Consider the following 18,286-nt stretch of genomic DNA (forward strand, 5'->3'; position numbering starts at 1 on the left):
GGAGGCCGGTATGGCGGATGACAAGGCGAAGCGCGGCGGAAGTGACGGTCGCTTGATCGCGTTGGGTGAGGCCTACGAGGTTCGTTACTGGTCCGGAAAATTCAAAGTCACGCCGTTAAAGCTGAAGGCCGCAGTTAAGGCTGTCGGCCGCTCCGCCAAAACAGTCGAAGCCTACCTCAAGCTGCAAAAACGTGCGACGAACGACCGGGCACTGATTGCGCTGACCCAATCCTATGAAGTCAGCTACTGGTCGAAGAAGTTCAAGGTGACGCCGGCACGGCTTCGCGCCGCGGTTGGGGAGGTCGGACGCTCCGCGAAGAAAGTCGGTGCCTTTCTCGCTGCCAAGAAGACCGTCAGAAAGAAAACTGCCGGCAAAAAGAAGACAGCTGCGAAGAAGGTAAAGGTGAAGAAAGCAAAAAAGAGCGCCAGTAAGCGCGCCAGATAACTTTCCAAATGCCGCTGCCGGCGTGGATTTTACCGCGCTGGTGGTTTCGCTTTCGTGCTTGGGTCCGGCCGGGTTACGACTTCACCGTCGCTCCTGAACACCCTGATCCCTCGCAACAGGTCGGCAAATCGCCGGATCAAGCAACACGAAATGGTGAAGAAACGCCACTTGCCTCCGATCCGTCGCGATTGATCCCTTAATCGGCCCAAAAACTCTCCCACAGACAGCGCGGGAGAAGCCGATCATGCTGAAATATTTTGTTGAAAAAATATTGCCTTCCATCATTGCGACGGTGGCAGCCGCCTACATTGTGAACCGTTACATCGCCGTCAAGCCGGATACGCCGGCTGCTGCGGCGTCGGCCGCGATTTCCGACAAAGCGGGCGACACCGATTCCGAGGCCAAGGTCCGGGCGGGAGATATTTCCGGGAAAGAAAGCGCCACGGCGCCTGACGAGAAGGTGCAGCCCGAGAAGATTCCATCCGAGGCTGCCGCAGCGAAACCTGCCGAGAAGCGGGCGGCGAGTTTGCCGGCCGACACGAAAAAGCACCAAGCGCCGCAGCGCGAGAAGGCTGCCAAGGTCAGGTCGATGACGGCCGCTCCGGCACAAGCGGCTTCGGCCGCGGATGCCAACGATCTTGCGCGGGCCGCGATCGATCGGCTGCGCAACCCGACCGAGGCGTCCTTGGAGGTCGACGCGGTGCGTTCTCGATCAGAGGGGCCTCCTCGAGCGCAGCAGGATGCCGATCGTCAGTCGGTCGCGCCTTCGCGACTCCAAGAGGTCACGCATACACCTCAGGCGGCGGAGTCGCTTCCATCAGCGATCCAAGCGTCTACGCCCAAAGTGGAAACAAGCAGGTTTGATCCGGCCGGAGCTGGGGAGGGGACGCCTTTCGACCAGGCCGACCGTACGCGGCTGCCGGTTCCCCCTGAAAATATCCCGCAAGCATCTCGGCCGTTCGATCTTAAGGCCAACGAGCCCGCGCCGGCGACGCGGGCTCAGGCTGTCGCCGACGATATGCTTTCGGCCGCGAAAGCGGTCGTCGAGACGGTACTGCCGCGGTAGTCACAGAAATCCATCAGCATGCAGCAATAACAACGCGGGCCTAAAGCCCGCGCTGAATTCAATATCGAACTTGTAGTAATTGTTCAGCGCGGTCCACGAGGGCCAGCGGCTGGACCGCCCCGGCCGACCCCGGGTCCGGCGCCAAAAACCGGCTTCGGTTTCATGGGCAGCAGACCTTCGCGCTGCATCTTCTTGCGTGCGAGCTTGCGGGCGCGGCGCACGGCCTCGGCCTTTTCGCGAGCCTTCTTTTCCGAGGGCTTTTCGTAATGGCCGCGGAGCTTCATTTCGCGGAAAATTCCCTCACGCTGCATCTTCTTCTTCAGCGCCTTGAGGGCTTGATCGACATTGTTATCGCGAACGAGAACCTGCACGCGGCATCCTCTTTTCAACTACGGTGAGAATTTTTCAGACAGCGAAGGGCCGACAAAGGCCAAGCCCTCAGCGTCAAGGGCGCCGATGTATCAGATCAAGGCGCGGATGTCCACCATAGGCGATCGTTGGGCGCGGGGGAAAAAGCCAAAAATTCAGGTGGAATTCCCCCAAAGAACGACCATTGGGGTTTTAGGAAGCCTCATATCGGGCTTCTATGGAACCTGAATCCGGGTGGTGTGATCCCCCGCAACCGAGGAGGGCGTGTCATGGATGTCAGGAAATACGTGGCCGAACTAATTGGCACTTTCTGGCTGACGTTTATGGGATGCGGCAGCGCGGTCATCGCGGCCGCGTTTCCGCAAGTCGGCATCGGGCTGCTGGGCGTGGCTTTTTCTTTCGGTCTGAGCGTTGTCACCATGGCCTACGCGATCGGACATATTTCAGGCTGTCATCTCAATCCAGCGGTCACAGTGGGTTTGGCCGCCGGTGGCCGGTTTCCGGCAGGGCAGGTGGTGCCGTACGTTATTGCGCAGGTGATCGGGGCGGTCGCTGGCGCGGCGCTGCTCTATGTGATCGCCAGCGGTGCGACAGGATTCGACGTAACCAAAGGTTTCGCATCGAATGGCTACGGCGAGCACTCGCCCGGTCACTATAACCTCATGGTTTGCTTTATCACCGAGGTGACAATGACGGCCATGTTCCTGTTCGTCATCATGGGATCGACCCACGGCAAGGCTCCGGCGGGTTTCGCACCGCTGGCGATCGGACTTGCGCTGGTGATGATTCACCTTGTGAGCATTCCCGTGACCAACACGTCGGTGAATCCGGCGCGTAGCACCGGTCCCGCACTGTTCGTCGGCGGCTGGGCTCTGGAGCAGCTCTGGCTGTTCTGGGTAGCACCGCTGATCGGCGGCATCATCGGCGGCGTGGTCTATCGCGGGCTGAGCACTGAGCCGGAAGGCGTCGTCGCGGGAAAGTAGCGGGTTATTCCTGAGCGTCATTGCCGGGCTTGGCCCGGCAATCCTCTCCCCCGGTTAAGATTCGTCTCCGGGCATGATGAGCGTTTCGGCGTAAGCACCGTGTCAGTCGCGGCCCTTCACCTCTGTCACATGCCCCATCTTGCGACCGGGGAGCGGGGGGCCCTTGCCGTAGATGTGAACGGCGGTGCCGGGCACGGTGAGCCACCGCCCGTAATCGAGGACGTCCTTGCCGATCAGGTTTGTCATGACGGCGCTACCCTGCCGGACTGGCTTGCCGAGCGGCCAGCCGGCGACTGCGCGAATATGCTGCTCGAATTGCGAGACCGAGGCGCCATCGAGCGTCCAATGACCGGAGTTGTGGACTCGTGGTGCGACCTCGTTGACGAGCAGCATTGGCCCGCTCGCGCCGGGTACCACAAACATTTCCACGGCCAGCACACCGATATAATCAAGGGCAACAGCAATTTTCTCTGCCGTGTCGCGAGCCTGCACGGCGAGCGCATCAGGAATCGCGGCCGGCGCGCGCGAATATTTCAAGATGTGATCGTGGTGCTCGTTCTCGGTCACGTCGAAACATTCGACACGCCCATCGACACCGCGCGCGGCGATTACGGAAATCTCACGCTCGAACGGCACGAAGGTCTCGACGATTGCGGACTTGGTGCCGAGATCGTCCCACACCTGATCAAGATCGTCGCCTGCGCGAATGATGGCCTGTCCTTTGCCATCGTATCCGAAGCGACGGGTCTTGATCACGGCGGGAAGGCCGATGACGTCGATTGCTTCGCGAAGCCTCTGCGCCGACGCCACGTCGGCATAGGCGGTAGTACCGATCCCAAGACCCGCGACAAATTTCTTTTCAAGCAAACGGTCCTGCACCGTTTCCAGGATACGATGATCGGGCAGCACCGGCCGGCGTGCGGCGAGGATCATCGCGGTGGCCGCCGGGACGTTCTCGAATTCATAGGTGATCACGTCAACATCGGCTGCGAACAATTCCAGTGCCTCGACGTCGGCGTATTCTGCGCAGGTGGCGTTCTGTACAACGTCGAACGCCGGGGAGTCCGGGTCCGGCGAGAATACCTGACACTTCAGGCCGAGGCGTGCTGCCGCCAAGACCAGCATCCGGCCGAGCTGACCGCCGCCGAGAATTCCGATGGTGCCTCCCGGTTTGAGCGTCGGCCGCCGAGAACCAATCACGCTGTTTCCTCCGGGCGCTCGGCTACTGCATCCGTCTGCCGCTTGCGCCAGGCGGCAAGGCGGCCAGCGAGCGATGGGTCATTGAGCGCCAGCACACTTGCCGCCAGCAGCGCCGCATTGATGGCGCCGGCCTTGCCGATCGCGAGCGTTCCCACTGGAACGCCGGCCGGCATCTGCACCATGGAATAGAGCGAGTCGACCCCGGCAAGCGCCCTGGACTCGACGGGCACGCCAAGCACCGGAAGTTCCGTCAGCGATGCCGCCATGCCGGGCAGGTGTGCCGCGCCGCCTGCGCCCGCGATGATGACTTTGAACCCCTCGGCCTTGGCGCCTCTGGCGAATGTAAACAGTCTTTCAGGCGTGCGGTGCGCGGAGACGATCCGGCTTTCACTGGTGATGCCGAGCGCGGCCAGCGTTTCCGCAGCGTGGCGCATGGTCTCCCAATCCGACTGGCTTCCCATGATGATGGCGACAACGGCGGTCATTTATCTATTTGTTTGTTCGGGAATCCAGAAATCGATCCGAATTATAGGAAGGCGTCTTGACGAGGCAAGCAGCTGGGAATGAACTATCCTTTCTTGGTGAACGGCGGCAAGCCTTGCGACGATGAAAAAGACACCTAAAGCGGCTCGGTCCCCGACCGTCAAGCGGAAGGCTAGTCATCGCAAGGCAGCGTCTGCCGCGCAGCTGGCAGCGCTCGGACCCAAGCGTCAAACGGCAAAACCTGACCTGGCGGCAGATACTAGGGCGGCCGTCCGCCGCCTCAAATCCCGGCTCGCGGCGGCCCAGGCGCGGATCGCGGATCTCGAGGCCTCTGCGGATACCGATCATCTTTTGGGCGTTCTCAATCGCCGCGGCTTCGAACGCGAGCTGCACCGCTCGGTAGCCTACATCCGACGTTATCATGCAAGCGGTGCGTTGTTCGTGCTCGACGTTGATCGCTTGAAGCCCATCAACGACGCCTTCGGTCATGCGGCGGGAGATGCGGTGCTGAAAGCCGTGGTCGGGACACTGTCGCGAGACGTGCGATCCTCCGACCTGATAGGGCGGCTCGGCGGCGACGAGTTCGCGGTGCTATTGTGGAATCTCAGCGAGACCGACGCGAAAGCGAAGGCGTCGATGCTCGAAGAAACCATCGACCGGCTGACACTGACTTTCCGTGGAGAGGCGATCGCAACCGGAGCCTCGATCGGGGTCGCCATGCTCGGACCGCACATCGACGCGGCGAGCGCGCTGGAGCAGGCCGACTGCGAAATGTATGTTCGCAAGGCGCAGCGGCGCTGTCGTTGAACGGGCCATGCCTTGCGGCCGGTTGGGGGAGGCACTGACGTTCATCTCCGACGACCGCGGGGGATCGCTCGGCGTTCAGGCAATAATATCCGGCGTGATCTGGTCTTCGATGAAGGAGATGCGGTCACGCAACTGCAGCTTGCGCTTCTTTAGCCGCTGTAGCCGCAGCAGATCGGGTGCAGGCGATTGATGCAGCGCATCTATGGCGGCATCCAAGTCGCGGTGTTCCTGTTGCAGACGGGCGAGCTCGGCTCCGAGTTCACGCTCTTCTTCGTCGGTCATGATGACGTACTGACTTGAATCGCGAAGAGTTTGCGAAGGGTTGGGGAGTTTCTGATCCGCGAATTATCTCTCGTGCCCGCGCTGCGCGCAAGTCGCCGGGTTCCATGCGGGCGGGTTCATTTTGGAATCTCACAAATATGATCGACGGGCCTTTCTGTCCCATCGACAGTCGTCGCCATTCATGTAGACTTTACGGTTCGGAGAGAATCTGGGGGTCAAATCTCACCTAGGAGGTTCGAATGGCAATTCAGGCGCATCTCGCTGAACTGGAACGGAAACATCGAATCCTGGAAAGCGAATTGCACGATGCTCTCAGGCATCTTTCTATCGACGACACGAGGATTGCCGAGTTGAAGCGCCGAAAACTGATGCTCAAGGACGAGATCGAACGACTCAAGTTCTCCACAGCCGGGACCGTCCACTAAACTCTCGACCTCTCCTCTCACTTTTAGGGTCATGGAGTCAGTAGCCGTTTTGCTGCTGCTGCCGGTTCGCGCGGGCGGAGCCCCAAACGATAGTGCCAGCTATCGTCCAAAGGGGGACGCTCCGCCCGATAGCTGTTGCCTGTTTTAAAATAGCCTTGTTCGCTATTTCACGGCCAAGGCAGCGACATGGTCGGCAATCGCAAGTGACGAGGTCAGGCCGGGCGACTCAATCCCGAACAGGTTGATCAGCCCGGTCAGGCCGTGGTCTGCGGGTCCCTCGATCATGAAGTCCTGCACCGCAACCGCCGGCGGCACGATCTTAGGACGGATTCCAGAATACGCGGGGATCAGGGCACCGTCAGGCAGGTCAGGCCAATAGCGCCGGATCGCCGGGTAAAACTGGGTTGCCCGCCCAGGATCGACGTCATAGTTCGGTATCTCGATCCATTCCACATCGGGGCCGAAGCGGGGTTGGCCGGCAAGGTCGAGCGTGAGATGCACGCCAAGGCCGCCGGGCTCCGGGACCGGATAGATCAGGCGTGAAAACGGCGCGCGGACGCTGCAACTGAAATAGCTTCCCTTGGCGAGATAGGCCGGTGGAATCCGCTCTACGGGCATGCCTTCGATACGGCGCGCCACCGCCGGAGCGCCCAAGCCAGCGGCATTGATCAGCAGATCGCAGGCGAGTGTCATCGGCGAGTCGCCGCCGGTTTCGATTTCCAGCCCATGAGGCGTCGCCTTGGCGCCCAACAAGGGGGTAAGAAATGCGAACGTCGCACCGTCCCGCTCGGCGTCACCGCGCAAGGCCAGCATAAAGGCGTGACTGTCGATAATGCCTGTCGACGGAGATAGTAGCGCGGCCACGCAGTGCAGCGCCGGTTCGAGCGCGCGGGCATCGCCGCGGCTCAGGAACTGTATGTCTTCGACGCCATTGCCCTCCGCGTGAGCTCTGATGGCCCGCAGCCTGTCGACCTCACGTTCGGTGGTCGCAACCACCAGCTTCCCGCAGGTGCGGTGTGGAATTCCGTGTTCCCGGCAATAAGCGTAGAGGGCGGGACGTCCGCTGACGCAAGTCCGCGCCATTAGACTGCCGGCGGGATAGTAGATACCGGCGTGGATCACCTCGCTGTTGCGCGACGACGTTTCCGTTCCGATGTTGTCCGCAGCTTCGAGAACGATAACCTCGCGGCCGGATCGCGCGAGCTGCCGCGCGACCGCAAGCCCGATCACGCCTGCGCCCACGACCACGCATTCAACCCTGTCCATTCGTAATCCGGACTGTTTTCTGATCGCCCCGCGTAATTCCCGCCGGTGCGTCGTTTGGAATCCGATTCAACGGAGTTGAATTGAATTCTGTTCTACTCTTTCGATTGAGCATGTTTTGTCCGAAAACCGGTCTCCATGTTTCGGCATCATTCTCTAACGGGGCCATTAATCATGAGAGATCGGTTGTGGCAATCCAGGGCGCACTTGCCAGCCAATCTCAATCAGGCGCGATGATACAGGTTTCTACCATCGACCAATATTCCGATCTATGGGTTACATCGAGGAGCATTGCTCGAGCGAGTGCAATCTCCGAGCCCGAATGCCGCATCCAAAACCCTGCCGCCAACGTGTATTGCCGGTGATCGTTGGATTTCGATATTCGCAAGTAGATGATGCGATCATTGGAATCGGATCACTAGAGCCTCTCCGCTTCTGATGGAATCAGAAGCGGGGCTCTATCTTTGTGTTTTGATGCGTTTCTTGACGCGAACCGGTATCCACCTCGAAAACGCTATAGCCTTCATCGCGAAACGAGACGGGATGGAATGACGAAAGAAGCGAGACCTACCTCCGATGCGGCCGCCCCGTCCGACCTGCCGCTGTTGCAGGTCGATGCGGTCGTCAAGCGCTTTGGCGGGTTTACCGCTGTTGATCGCCTGTCGCTCGACATCAGGGCGGGGGAGTTTTTTGCGCTGCTGGGGCCAAGCGGCTGTGGCAAGACCACGCTGCTCCGGATGTTGGCTGGGTTCGAGACGCCTGACAGCGGGCGCATCCGTCTCGGTGGTCAAGACATATCCGGCGTTCCGCCGCATCGGCGTCCCGTCAACATGATGTTCCAGAACTACGCGCTGTTTCCCCATCTGTCCGTGCGAGACAACATTGCGTTCGGGCTGAGGCGGGCGAGTCTGTCGCGCGCCGAGATCGATGCTCGCGTCGCGGAGATGGTGGCGCTGGTGAGTCTCGAGGGCATGGAAAAGCGCAAGCCGGAGCAGCTGTCGGGCGGTCAGAAGCAGCGCGTGGCGCTGGCTCGCGCGCTCGCGCGGCGCCCGCGGCTATTGCTGCTCGATGAACCGCTGGCCGCGCTCGACATGAAACTGCGCGAGAACACTCAAGCCGAATTGATGCGGCTGCAGCGCCAAATCGGCATGAGCTTCATCATCGTCACTCACGATCAGGAGGAGGCGATGATGATGGCGGATCGCATCGGGGTGATGAACGCGGGGCGTCTGGAACAGGTGGCGACGCCGCGCCAGCTATATGAAGCGCCGAACTCTCGCTGGATTGCCGAGTTCGTTGGCGGAATCAACATCATCGATGGCGAAGTGGAGTCGTGCGACGCCGGCCGCGTAACGGTCGCAACGCGAGCAGCGGGACAGGTGACGGCTGCGGCACCCGTGCAGGCGCTAACGACGGATCAGGTCTGCGTTGCAATACGCCCGGAGAAGGTTCGCTTGTCGCGAGGCGAGGCGACATCCGATGCGGGCCACGCGGCCGGGATCAACCGCTTGGAAGGCGTCATTTCCGGCATCAGCTATCTTGGCGGTCAGACTCGCTATCAGGTCAGGCTTGATCGCGGCGCGCTGCTGTCTGCGTCGGTTGCTAACAACGTTCGGCGGGAGGTTGACGCCTACGATAAGGCGGAGCGCGTGGTGGTGTGTTTCGCGCCAGACGATTGCATGGTGCTTGACCGATGAACGGGCGACGTCTTTTCTCCGTTCCCGCGCGCAGGGCGGCGATTGCGCCGTTTCTGTGGATGTTGCTGTTTTTCTTGCTGCCGTTCGGCTTCGTGCTCAAGATCAGCCTGTCACAAACGGTGATGGCGCAGCCGCCTTATCTGCCCGTGTTTGATCCGGCGGAGGGCATAGTTGCTCTTAGGGCAGCCATCGCGGCGCTATCGCCCGAAAATTTCAAGCTGCTTGCGTCGGACCATTTTTATGTCCTGTCTTACCTGCGAAGCGTTGTCGTCGCCCTGATATCGACGTCGATCTTGCTCGCGGTCGGCTATCCCATCGCCTACGGCATGTCGCGCCTGCCGGCACGCTGGCAACCGATTGCGATGATCCTGGTGATCGTGCCGTTCTGGACCTCGTTTCTGATCCGTGTCTACGCGTGGATCAACATTCTCCAGCACGATGGCATCCTGAACAACGTGCTGATGGCGCTGCACCTCGTCAGCGCTCCCGTCGTGTGGCTGTCCACCGATGCGGCGATGTATATCGGGATCGTCTACTCCTATCTGCCGTTCATGATCCTGCCGCTCTACGCGACATTGGCCAAAATGGATCCCGCGCTTCTTGAGGCTTCCGCTGACCTCGGCGGTTCGCGTCTGACCACGTTCTGGCTGGTGACGGTGCCGTTGTCGCTGCCGGGTATCGGCGCAGGCGCGCTGCTGTGCTTCATTCCGATTGTTGGCGAGTTCGTGATTCCGGATCTGCTCGCGGGGTCAACCTCGCCGATGATCGGGCAGACCTTATGGCTGGAATTTTTTACCAACCGAGATTGGCCGGTGGCGTCGGCGATCGCCGTCGTGCTGCTGGTGCTGCTGTTGGCGCCGCTTCTTATTAACGAGCGAGTGCAGCGTCGCCAGCTGGAAGAACTGCAATGATAGCAAGGCCCGCGCTCGCTAGACTGTCGCCCTTCAACATTACCGCGCTCGCGCTCGGGTTGACGTTTCTGTACCTGCCTATCGTCGTTCTAGTGATCTATTCGTTCAACGCCTCGCGGCTGGTGACGGTCTGGGGCGGATGGTCCGTGCGCTGGTACGTTGAACTTTTCAACGACGAGGCGATGTTGTCCGCGCTTGCGATGAGCCTGCGGGTTGCCGCAGTGTCGGCCACGGCCGCTACCGTTCTGGGAACGCTGGCTGCGGTCGCCCTGACGCGCGCCGGCGCCTTCCATGGACGCGCGCTGTTCTCGGGAATGCTGTACGCCCCGCTGGTGATGCCCGAGGTGATTACCGGACTGTCCTTGTTGCTGCTGTTCGTTGCGGTCGATGCGCAGCGCGGGTTCTGGACGGTCACGATTGCGCATACGACGCTGACCATGTGCTTCGTTGCCGTGGTGGTGCAGTCGCGACTCGGATCGCTCGATCGAAGCCTGGAGGAAGCTGCGATGGACATGGGCTGCGACCCCCTCCAGGCGTTCGTCAAGGTGACGTTGCCGCTGATCCTGCCGTCGGTCATCGCGGGCTGGATGCTTGCCTTTACGCTGTCGATGGACGACGTGGTGATCGCGAGTTTCACCACCGGTCCCGGGTCCACAACGCTCCCGATCCGGATTTATTCAGAGGTGCGTCTTGGCGTGAAGCCGGAGATCAATGCGATCTGCACACTGATCGTCGGATCGATTGCTGCGGTTATCGTGGCCGCGTCGCTGGCTTCGAAACTCTCGAGCCGGCAAGGCGAAAGCGCCGCACCCTTGTAGACGTTGGTGGAAGAAGGGCTTGGGATTGAGGAAGAGGCTTGCGGACAACGTCAGTTTGTACGCGACGCTCCGGACCCGGTCGGGGTGTCCGGAACGGTCGCCTCGGGAACTGCCTTCTGATCCGTTAGATGTTCGATCACCGAGCGAACCGCGTCGCGCGTTTTGCGGTCCCTGACCGCGTCGAGTAGGGGCGCTGACGCCTTGGACCGCCGTATCAGGCTTTCCGGATCGGGAAAGACCAGCGGATCGTCCCATGGTCCCTGGACCACGAACGGTAACTCGAAATTGTCGGCACCCGCTGACGACGTCAGGCTCGCGACGCCCTTGAGATCGTAGTCTCGCGAAGGCACCGAGGCAGTGCCGGTCAGAGTGAGACGCGCTGCCGGCCCTTCGATGCGCACGTCCGTCGCGACGGCGACCCCGTCGTCGAAATCGAGGGCGATGTTCAGCTTGTCGAATGGTGTCTTTCCGTTGCGGAAATTTCCGCCGCCGGAGAGCGGCCGCCGCTCCAGCCGCTTCAGCAGTTGCTCGACATTGAATCCGCTGATCGCGCCGTCGTGGCCGGTCAGAACCGCCGTCCCGTCGAGCGATTGCGCCAGCCCGTACGGACTCGATCCCTTGGCTTCAAGCGAAATATTCAGGTTGCCGCGCCCGGAGAGCCGGCCGGTGCCGAACAGATCGCTGAGGCAGGCTTGCAGATCGACGTCGATCAGCTGAAACTGCGCCTTCACATCGGCGGCCGCTTCGGCGTACGAGATGCCGAACGATCCCTTCGCGATACCGTCATAGATTTGCGCTTCGCCGATGCTGAGCGCGAGCGATCCGTTGCGAAGGTTGGCGCCGAGTGCGGTTTTGCCAAGCCTGGTGGAGCCGACGATGACCTTTGCCGCCGAAAGCCGCATGTCGAGGTCGGTGGCGGACAGCGCATGCAGATCGAATAGTTGCCGGTTCCAGTCGCGGGCTCCGCCGGCGAGCAGCCGGATCGTCTTGACATAAGGGGTGAAATCCAGCGTTCCGGCGGCAAGCGTGGCCTGCAGGGTCTGCCGTCCGTTATTGGCGTAGGTCATTACGCCCTCGGCGACATTGCCATCGATTTCGACGTTGACGTTCGTGAGCGCGACCGACGAACCGATCATGCTGGCGCGCGCCTTGAGCGCGAAGCGATCGAACCCGCCGTCGCCGGGAGGAGGCTGTCCGATCCAGCGCAGCGCCTCGCGCAAGGAAGTGCTATCGGCGGAGAGCGTGCCTTCCATCATCCAACTGATCGGGTTGGCGACCGTACCATCAAACGAGAATTTCAGCGGTGCGCTGGCGACCTTGATCTTCAGGCCGGATCGATCGCCCGATAGCGCTGCAAGAAAATCACTGAGGCTTATGCTGCCGTCGACGCGTTCGCCGCGCCAGTCGAACTGTCCTGTCGCTGCGAACGAGCGGGAAATCGAGGGCCACGCCAGCGACAGATTGAGGTCGCGGAGGTTTTCGGAAATCTCACCGGCCGTATCCTCATAGCTGAGTTCGCCATTCTGGATTTGGATTTCCGAAAACGAGACCGGGCTGTCGGCTCCGGGCTTCATATTTCGCGCAATCGTTTCCACGAAGGGGGTCCAGTTGCTATGGCCGTCGGCAGCGCGCTTAACGCGGATGTGAGGGTGCAGCATCATGACGTCGTCGATCTGGAAATGCTGCATGAGAAGCGGAATCAGACGCAGATTGGCGGTCAGCACATCGACGCTGAGTGCGGGAGCCTCGGCGTCGCTACCCTTGATGCGGGCACCATGGAAGGAAACATAGCTGCCGGGAAAAACCGAGACGTCGATGCGGCCATCTGCGACGAAGTCGAGTCCCGTCACCGTGCGGATCTGACTTTCGACGGCGTCTCGCAAGGCGTCGTGGTCGAGCAGCCGCGACATGGAGATCAGCCCCGACAGGCCGATCACCGCAACTCCCAGAACGGCCGCGACCGATATTCCCAGGCGCTTCATTCCTTGGGCCATCGTCAAGACATGTCCGGGGTTGGTTGACGCTTGCCGGCCGGTCGGACGCCGTCCGGCAGCGCCCGCAACTTGATTGGTTTTCTTGACGCTTTCAAGGCCGCCGACAGTCCGATTTTGACATTTACATGCCGCTACGGCGAGAGTTTTGCTGCTGTAAACGTGAATAGCGAATGTCAAATTCGCTACGCTAAGACGGCCATAGCTCCAATTGACGCCCCACGAGGATTTTGCCTAATACTCCCCTTTAACCCTGCCCGTGCGCCGGTAGCGGCGCTTTCCTCCTTGCAGGTCGCAGCTCATGAACAAAGTCTACCCCGACGCCAAATCGGCCCTCGATGGTCTCCTCAGGGACGGCATGATGATCATGTCCGGTGGATTCGGCTTGTGTGGCATCCCGGAAACGTTGTCCGATGCCATTCGTGACTCTGGAGTCAAAAATCTGACTTTCGTGTCCAATAACGCCGGCGTCGATGGCATCGGACTGAGCCGTTTGCTCGAAACACGGCAAATCAAGAAGATGATCTCGTCTTACGTCGGCGAGAACAAGCTTTTCGCCCAGCAGTATCTTGCCGGAGATCTGGAACTTGAATTCAATCCGCAGGGCACGTTGGCTGAGCGCATTCGCGCGGGCGGCGCCGGCATTCCGGCGTTCTACACAAAAACCGGCGTCGGCACCCTCATTGCCGAGGGCAAGGAGGTGAAGGAATTCGACGGCCAGAAATATCTTATGGAGCGAGGGCTATTCGCCGATCTCGCCATCGTCCACGCCTGGAAGGGCGACACCGCTGGCAATCTGGTCTATCGCAAGACTGCGCGAAACTTTAACCCGATCATGGCGACCGCCGCGAAGGTTACCATCGCAGAAGTCGAGCATCTGGTGCCCGCTGGCGAGATCGATCCCGATCATATCCATACTCCCGGCATCTTCATCAAGCGTATCGTCGAGGTGGGGAGCGCCAGGAAGCACATCGAATTCCGCAACACCCGTCCACGCCCGGCGGCATAGGCGCTTCTAGGCTCAGGACAGTGCTGGATCGCTTCCGATAAGCTCCTTGCAACGACAACAATATGACAGGAGAGCCCCATGGCCTGGACCCGCGAGCAGATGGCAGGGCGTGCCGCCAAGGAATTGCGCGATGGTTATTACGTCAATCTCGGAATCGGTATTCCGACGCTGGTCTCAAACTTCATTCCCGACAATATCGACGTTCAGCTTCAGAGCGAGAACGGCATGCTCGGCATGGGTCCATTTCCCTATGAAGGCGAAGAGGATCCCGACCTTATCAACGCGGGCAAGCAGACCGTCACAGAATTGCCGACCTCCAGCTATTTCTCGTCGGCCGACTCGTTCGGCATGGTGCGCGGTGGCCATATCGACCTCTCGATCCTCGGAGCGATGCAGGTGGCCCAGAACGGCGATCTTGCCAACTGGATGATCCCGGGCAAGATGGTCAAGGGCATGGGCGGCGCGATGGATCTCGTCGCCGGTGTCAAGCGCGTCGTCGTCGTGATGGAGCATTCCGCCAAGGATGGCCCGAAGTTGCTCAAGCGGTGCACGCTGCCGCTGACCGGCGAAAGGGTTGTCGATATGGTCGTTACCGATCTTGCGGTGTTCACCATCGACAAGCACGGCAAGGATGGCATGACGCTGATCGAGCTCGCCGACAGCGTCACGCTGGACGAGGTCAGGGCTAAGACCGAAGCCGAATTCGGCGTCGGGCTGCAGAGCGCTTGAGGACGATGCGCGACAGCGGCCAGAAGCCGATATCCGATGGCGTCAGGCGCTACAGACCCGGCCGCAGGGTTTCAGTCATAGATTTGACGCGTTTTCTTCACGCGAACCGGATTCCACTTCGCTCGAAAACGCTCTAGGATAGCGCGTTTGTTTGCGCAAATACCACTTCGATCAGCGTGCCGGAGTGTGGCCCCGTTTTGATGTGGAACTGGGCACGATTGGCCTCCACCAACGCCTTGGTGAGCGACAGGCTGACGTCTGCGCTCTTCGAAGCCTGATCGCTCGGCGCCGGTGTGCGGAATGGCTCCGTCGCCGCGGCCAACTCGTTTTCGCTGAGGCCGTGTCCGGTATCCCGGACGCGCAACGCCACGTCACCGAAATCATTGATTGTCGTCGAGACGATGACCTGCCCGCCGGCATTGGCCAGATGGATCGAGTTTCCGATGAGATTAAGCGTGATCTGGCGTAGCGCTTGTGCGTCCGCGACGACCGGCGGCAGTGTGTGCGCAAGCGAGGTCCGTATGATGATGCGCTCGCGATTGGCCTGCGGCTGCATCACGGCGACACATTGCTCGACGATTTCGTTGAGATTCTGGTTCACGAAGGCGAGATCAAGTTTGCCGGTCTCGATCCGCGACAGGTCGAGCAGGTTGTCGATGAACGCGATGATGCGTTCGCCCGAAGCACGGATGTCCTTCATGTACTCGACATAGCGCTCGTTTCCGAGCGAGCCGAATTTTTCGTCGATCATCACCTCGGCAAACCCGATAATGGAGGTCAGCGGCGTTCTGATTTCGTGGCTGATCCGCGCCAGCACGTCGGCTTTTGCATTCGCTGCGCGCTCGGCCTGCCGTCGCGCCTGTGACAACTCGGTCTCGATTTTCTTTGACTGCGACAGGTCGCGGAACACGGCGAAAAAGTTGGGGCCTTCAGTCTGGGTCCGGCCCATCGTCATCGCTAGCGGGATCAGGCTGTCCTCGCGCACGCGGCCCAACACCTCGCGCCCGTGATCGAGCAGTCTTGCGTCGTCGTCCACGAGGCCCTTGAGATAGTTGCGCACCGCGCCCTGGCTTTCCGGCGCGAAGAGATCGGCGAGATTACGCTGCGTGAGACTGTCGCCGGAATGCCCGAACAACGCTTCGGCGCTGCGGTTGCAAGCAGTGATGTGTCCGCCGTCGTCGAACATCAGGATGCCTTCGGCTGCGGTGTCGACGATGGTGGCAAGCTCCTCGGCGCTTGCATGGCCGACGCGAGAGGGCGCCGATGCACCGCCGCATATCAAGGCATGTGCGGGCTCACCATCCCAGGGGACCACAAAAAGCCGGGCGGTGATCGGCTGTTGCGGTGCGCCCGACGGTGGCGTTGCCGAGACCGTGACGGGAGAGCCAGTGGGCGGCATGCTGTCGGCGGCGGGCATGTCGGCTTGGACCAGGAGGGCATCGAGCCCGCCGGCCTCTTGCAGCGCCTGAAGACTGCTGTAGCCGACCTGCGCGAGAAACGCCGGGTTAGCGTACAGTGCGCGGCCGGCTCGGTGGATCATCACGCCGCCTGGAAGCAAGTCGAGGATCAGGCTGTCGCGCGCGATAGTGGCCTGCGGAGTCGGTTCGGGCGGTGACAATCCATCCACCTGTGTTTGGGTGGCTTCGGACGGCTTCTGAACGACCGGCTGCTCGGCGTTAGTTCCAGGCTCGGCGGAGTCGGGCTCGCCCTCCAGCCGGGCCGAGAGCTGGCGCGCCAGTTCGTTGAAGGCATTGTTCTCGACAGGCGTGAGAGGAGGCGGTTTCAAGTCGACCGGAGGCCTGAACGGCAGGACATTCTTGGGCGTTTCCACGGTGGTGTCCGGTTCTGTTGGTTGTTGCAAGAGTTCGGAGGGCTCGGTGTCGGCAGAACCCGCTGGGCCCGCCGGCGGCGGATGGGAGGTCTCGCTGAACGAAAATTCGTGGCGTCGATTTGCTGCGAGCCGCGCCAAACCCTCCCGATCGCGGCAGACGCCGAAGCCACGATAGCCGACGAAATTGCGTGCGCGGTCGTAGATCGGAAGCCCCGACAATTCGACACGCAAACGTGCATCCGATCCATCGACGGGCCAAAGGAGCGTGATACCGCTCCAAGTGTTGCGGGTTTCGACTGCTTTCGCAACGCGGCCTTCAGGATCGAATCCGAATACGTCCGTGATCTCGCTCCACAACCGGCCGAATCCTGAGGCTGTTCGCATTCCGATGATGCGGGTGAATTCGTCGGATCCGAACGAGAAGCGGCCTTCGGCATCCATCCGCCACATGAAGCGCAAAGGATGGTGGCGCCTCTGCGGTGGAAAATCACGCGACGGACTATTATCCGGCTCGGGCGGCGACTCGACGGCTTGCATTGGCGGAATGGTCGCCGTGTTCCGCAATGGAAATTCGACCTCCGATTCGGTCAACGGTGCCGGGTGAGTCGAAGAGCGATCTGAGACGTTCGGCTCCAGCAGGGCGACAAGTCCAATGTCGTCGCCGCTTCCGACACGTTGCAGCACCAACCGCCAAAGTCCGACCGAGGTCTCGGCGCGACCCTCGCGTAGTGCATTGTCGCGCAAGCCATCAAGCCCGCCCTCCGCGAGACTGCCAATGCTGAACAGCGGCCGTCCCCTGTTGCTGGCGGCGACGAACCGGCCGTCGCGCGAGAAGGCAGCCACCGGCATATCGACGCCATCCACCAGTCGCTGCAATCGTTCGACCAGCGGCATGCTGCGGCCGGCCGGCTCAGCGGCTCTCACGAGGATGACGCCGCCGACGCCCCGAATTTCGAGCCGCGAGCAGGCGCAGGTAAGAAGGCTTCCTAGGCCGGCATAGCCCCGCATTCGTTCTAGCTGCACTGCGCCGGTGGGCGGCAGACGGCGCGCGAGCTGAACCACCTGCCGTCGGCGCGGGTCGTCAGGGTCGACGTGTCGTGAAGCAAGAGCGGAGGTGTTGGTTGCCCCGACAATAGAGACGCCCACCGGATTGGCCCACAGGATGCAGGCGCCGTCCAGCGACCACAGCCACGCGGGCAGGGCGCCCGCCGCATGAACGGCCAGCCGTGGGTCGGTCATACCCTGCAACTGGAAATCGGCGCTGTTCATGGGCACCGCGTGTCAGATGTCTTGGGCTTTTGCCTTCGGCGGCTGCGCATGTCGGCTTTCATTGGCCGCAGTCCTAACAGATCGTCAGTATCGTGTCCGCCATGTCGGAGGTCCACGGCGGCTCTCCTGAAATCCCCGGCAAAGCCGGGATAACCTTAATTTGGCCGTTGTCATGGGACCTCCGCGATCGGTGGCACGTTGAGGTGGTGGGGACCGGAGGACCGGAACCCATGAAAGAGCCACCACAGGGAGCGGCGACCATGAGCAACCAGGGACGGCAATTTGAAGTTTCGAACGAGATGCAGTCGCTAGCGGAGGCAGGTTTCGAGCAGGCACGCAAGGCGCTTGAGAGTTTTCTCGACGGTGCCCAGCAAACCGCCAATTCGATCGAGGGTCGCAACGAGGCGGTTCGCGACAGCGTTCGAGATATCAGCAGCAAGGCAATCTCCTTTGCCCGGCAGAATATGACCGTATCACTGGACTATGCTGAGCAACTTCTCCGCGCGAGGGATCTCGCGGAGGTGATGCGGCTGAATACTGAATATGTGCAGGGTCAAATGAAGGCCTTCACCGGGCAGGCAAGCGAAATATGGCAGAGCATGAGCCGGGCCGCCTTAGAGCCTGTTTGAAAATTGGGCTAGGCGGGGATTCCGGTATCGCAGCGAATATGATTCACACTTGGGATGTGGACACGCAAGCAGCGAAGCC

18 protein-coding genes are annotated in these 18,286 nt (G+C 61.1%); 11 read left to right on the forward strand and 7 right to left on the reverse strand.

Translation table 11 applies throughout. The features are described from left to right. Window positions 1–10 precede the first annotated feature (10 nt). Together GGQ85_RS15365 and GGQ85_RS15370 are read left to right on the forward strand one after the other, a co-directional pair. On the forward strand, window positions 11–445 hold the full coding sequence (locus GGQ85_RS15365; RefSeq protein ID WP_309775234.1) for a DUF3606 domain-containing protein: 435 nt from the start codon (window positions 11–13) through the stop codon (window positions 443–445). A gap of 244 nt (window positions 446–689) precedes the next feature. Beyond that, window positions 690–1,511, forward strand: coding sequence for a hypothetical protein (locus tag GGQ85_RS15370; protein ID WP_309775236.1), 822 nt, complete (start codon window positions 690–692; stop codon window positions 1,509–1,511). An 83-nt stretch (window positions 1,512–1,594) separates the two neighbouring features. Here GGQ85_RS15370 and rpsU read toward each other — a convergent pair whose 3' ends face one another. Beyond that, on the reverse strand, window positions 1,595–1,882 hold the full coding sequence (gene rpsU, locus GGQ85_RS15375; protein WP_079446065.1) for a 30S ribosomal protein S21: 288 nt from the start codon (window positions 1,880–1,882) through the stop codon (window positions 1,595–1,597). A gap of 267 nt (window positions 1,883–2,149) precedes the next feature. Here rpsU and aqpZ point away from each other — a divergent pair, with 267 nt between their 5' ends. Then, entirely contained in the window at window positions 2,150–2,863 is a 714-nt protein-coding gene (aqpZ, locus tag GGQ85_RS15380; RefSeq protein WP_309775237.1) for an aquaporin Z, read from the forward strand. Window positions 2,864–2,965: 102 nt separating this feature from the next. On the opposite strand, the gene GGQ85_RS15385 is transcribed toward aqpZ, so the two are convergent. Together GGQ85_RS15385 and purE are read right to left on the reverse strand one after the other, a co-directional pair. Next, window positions 2,966–4,063, reverse strand: coding sequence for a 5-(carboxyamino)imidazole ribonucleotide synthase (locus GGQ85_RS15385; protein ID WP_309775238.1), 1,098 nt, complete (start codon window positions 4,061–4,063; stop codon window positions 2,966–2,968). Next, the gene (gene purE, locus GGQ85_RS15390; protein WP_309775239.1) at window positions 4,060–4,548 is read right to left on the reverse strand and encodes a 5-(carboxyamino)imidazole ribonucleotide mutase; all 489 of its coding nucleotides are present in this window, start codon (window positions 4,546–4,548) and stop codon (window positions 4,060–4,062) included. Before purE ends, GGQ85_RS15385 begins: the two co-directional genes overlap by 4 nt. A gap of 121 nt (window positions 4,549–4,669) precedes the next feature. Here purE and GGQ85_RS15395 point away from each other — a divergent pair, with 121 nt between their 5' ends. Then, window positions 4,670–5,353 carry a GGDEF domain-containing protein gene (locus GGQ85_RS15395; RefSeq protein ID WP_309775240.1) on the forward strand — a complete coding sequence of 228 codons (684 nt, stop codon included), beginning with the start codon at window positions 4,670–4,672 and terminating at the stop codon, window positions 5,351–5,353. A gap of 75 nt (window positions 5,354–5,428) precedes the next feature. Here GGQ85_RS15395 and GGQ85_RS15400 read toward each other — a convergent pair whose 3' ends face one another. Beyond that, window positions 5,429–5,635: a YdcH family protein gene (locus GGQ85_RS15400; protein ID WP_009799179.1), complete on the reverse strand. Its 207-nt coding sequence runs from the start codon at window positions 5,633–5,635 to the stop codon at window positions 5,429–5,431. A gap of 239 nt (window positions 5,636–5,874) precedes the next feature. Here GGQ85_RS15400 and GGQ85_RS15405 point away from each other — a divergent pair, with 239 nt between their 5' ends. Next, window positions 5,875–6,060: a YdcH family protein gene (locus GGQ85_RS15405; protein WP_309775241.1), complete on the forward strand. Its 186-nt coding sequence runs from the start codon at window positions 5,875–5,877 to the stop codon at window positions 6,058–6,060. 162 nt (window positions 6,061–6,222) lie between these two features. Here the strand turns inward: GGQ85_RS15405 and GGQ85_RS15410 are convergent, their stop codons facing one another. Beyond that, a complete protein-coding gene (locus GGQ85_RS15410) occupies window positions 6,223–7,326 on the reverse strand; it encodes an NAD(P)/FAD-dependent oxidoreductase (RefSeq protein ID WP_309775242.1) in 1,104 nt (367 codons plus the stop codon). A gap of 545 nt (window positions 7,327–7,871) precedes the next feature. Here GGQ85_RS15410 and GGQ85_RS15415 point away from each other — a divergent pair. The 3 genes from GGQ85_RS15415 to GGQ85_RS15425 are packed head-to-tail and all read left to right on the forward strand — an operon-like array spanning window position 7,872 to window position 10,749. Further along, window positions 7,872–9,020, forward strand: a complete 1,149-nt coding sequence (locus GGQ85_RS15415; protein WP_309775243.1) for an ABC transporter ATP-binding protein — start codon at window positions 7,872–7,874, stop codon at window positions 9,018–9,020. Then, entirely contained in the window at window positions 9,017–9,931 is a 915-nt protein-coding gene (locus GGQ85_RS15420) for an ABC transporter permease (RefSeq protein ID WP_309775244.1), read from the forward strand. Before GGQ85_RS15415 ends, GGQ85_RS15420 begins: the two co-directional genes overlap by 4 nt. Continuing rightward, window positions 9,928–10,749 (forward strand): ABC transporter permease subunit, encoded by an 822-nt coding sequence (locus tag GGQ85_RS15425; protein WP_309775245.1) that lies wholly within the window; start codon window positions 9,928–9,930, stop codon window positions 10,747–10,749. Before GGQ85_RS15420 ends, GGQ85_RS15425 begins: the two co-directional genes overlap by 4 nt. Window positions 10,750–10,799: 50 nt before the next feature. On the opposite strand, the gene GGQ85_RS15430 is transcribed toward GGQ85_RS15425, so the two are convergent. Further along, window positions 10,800–12,743: an AsmA family protein gene (locus GGQ85_RS15430; RefSeq protein WP_309775246.1), complete on the reverse strand. Its 1,944-nt coding sequence runs from the start codon at window positions 12,741–12,743 to the stop codon at window positions 10,800–10,802. A gap of 298 nt (window positions 12,744–13,041) precedes the next feature. Between GGQ85_RS15430 and GGQ85_RS15435 the strand changes: the two genes are divergently transcribed. After that, window positions 13,042–13,749: a CoA transferase subunit A gene (locus GGQ85_RS15435; RefSeq protein ID WP_079446076.1), complete on the forward strand. Its 708-nt coding sequence runs from the start codon at window positions 13,042–13,044 to the stop codon at window positions 13,747–13,749. Window positions 13,750–13,827: 78 nt separating this feature from the next. Then, entirely contained in the window at window positions 13,828–14,478 is a 651-nt protein-coding gene (locus GGQ85_RS15440) for a 3-oxoacid CoA-transferase subunit B (protein ID WP_079446077.1), read from the forward strand. Between the two features lie 133 nt (window positions 14,479–14,611). On the opposite strand, the gene GGQ85_RS15445 is transcribed toward GGQ85_RS15440, so the two are convergent. Beyond that, window positions 14,612–17,578, reverse strand: a complete 2,967-nt coding sequence (locus GGQ85_RS15445) for a PAS domain S-box protein (RefSeq protein WP_309775247.1) — start codon at window positions 17,576–17,578, stop codon at window positions 14,612–14,614. Between the two features lie 260 nt (window positions 17,579–17,838). Between GGQ85_RS15445 and GGQ85_RS15450 the strand changes: the two genes are divergently transcribed. After that, complete coding sequence (locus GGQ85_RS15450; RefSeq protein ID WP_309775249.1) at window positions 17,839–18,207, forward strand: phasin family protein; 369 nt, start codon at window positions 17,839–17,841, stop codon at window positions 18,205–18,207. The last annotated feature ends 79 nt before the right edge of the window (window positions 18,208–18,286 follow it).

This window comes from Nitrobacter vulgaris (assembly GCF_031453995.1).
GTDB classification, from domain to species: domain Bacteria; phylum Pseudomonadota; class Alphaproteobacteria; order Rhizobiales; family Xanthobacteraceae; genus Nitrobacter; species Nitrobacter vulgaris.

Excerpts from the sequence above, each read along its gene's own strand:
- GGQ85_RS15430 (WP_309775246.1), bottom strand. The coding sequence starts at position 12,743 with ATGGCCCAAGGAATGAAGCGCCTGGGAATATCGGTCGCGGCCGTTCTG.
- GGQ85_RS15450 (WP_309775249.1), top strand. The coding sequence starts at position 17,839 with ATGAGCAACCAGGGACGGCAATTTGAAGTTTCGAACGAGATGCAGTCG.
- GGQ85_RS15440 (WP_079446077.1), top strand. The coding sequence starts at position 13,828 with ATGGCCTGGACCCGCGAGCAGATGGCAGGGCGTGCCGCCAAGGAATTG.
- GGQ85_RS15400 (WP_009799179.1), bottom strand. The coding sequence starts at position 5,635 with ATGACCGACGAAGAAGAGCGTGAACTCGGAGCCGAGCTCGCCCGTCTG.
- GGQ85_RS15370 (WP_309775236.1), top strand. The coding sequence starts at position 690 with ATGCTGAAATATTTTGTTGAAAAAATATTGCCTTCCATCATTGCGACG.
- GGQ85_RS15365 (WP_309775234.1), top strand. The coding sequence starts at position 11 with ATGGCGGATGACAAGGCGAAGCGCGGCGGAAGTGACGGTCGCTTGATC.
- GGQ85_RS15445 (WP_309775247.1), bottom strand. The coding sequence starts at position 17,578 with ATGAACAGCGCCGATTTCCAGTTGCAGGGTATGACCGACCCACGGCTG.
- GGQ85_RS15395 (WP_309775240.1), top strand. The coding sequence starts at position 4,670 with ATGAAAAAGACACCTAAAGCGGCTCGGTCCCCGACCGTCAAGCGGAAG.
- GGQ85_RS15435 (WP_079446076.1), top strand. The coding sequence starts at position 13,042 with ATGAACAAAGTCTACCCCGACGCCAAATCGGCCCTCGATGGTCTCCTC.
- GGQ85_RS15415 (WP_309775243.1), top strand. The coding sequence starts at position 7,872 with ATGACGAAAGAAGCGAGACCTACCTCCGATGCGGCCGCCCCGTCCGAC.
- GGQ85_RS15405 (WP_309775241.1), top strand. The coding sequence starts at position 5,875 with ATGGCAATTCAGGCGCATCTCGCTGAACTGGAACGGAAACATCGAATC.
- aqpZ (WP_309775237.1), top strand. The coding sequence starts at position 2,150 with ATGGATGTCAGGAAATACGTGGCCGAACTAATTGGCACTTTCTGGCTG.
- GGQ85_RS15410 (WP_309775242.1), bottom strand. The coding sequence starts at position 7,326 with ATGGACAGGGTTGAATGCGTGGTCGTGGGCGCAGGCGTGATCGGGCTT.
- GGQ85_RS15420 (WP_309775244.1), top strand. The coding sequence starts at position 9,017 with ATGAACGGGCGACGTCTTTTCTCCGTTCCCGCGCGCAGGGCGGCGATT.
- GGQ85_RS15425 (WP_309775245.1), top strand. The coding sequence starts at position 9,928 with ATGATAGCAAGGCCCGCGCTCGCTAGACTGTCGCCCTTCAACATTACC.
- purE (WP_309775239.1), bottom strand. The coding sequence starts at position 4,548 with ATGACCGCCGTTGTCGCCATCATCATGGGAAGCCAGTCGGATTGGGAG.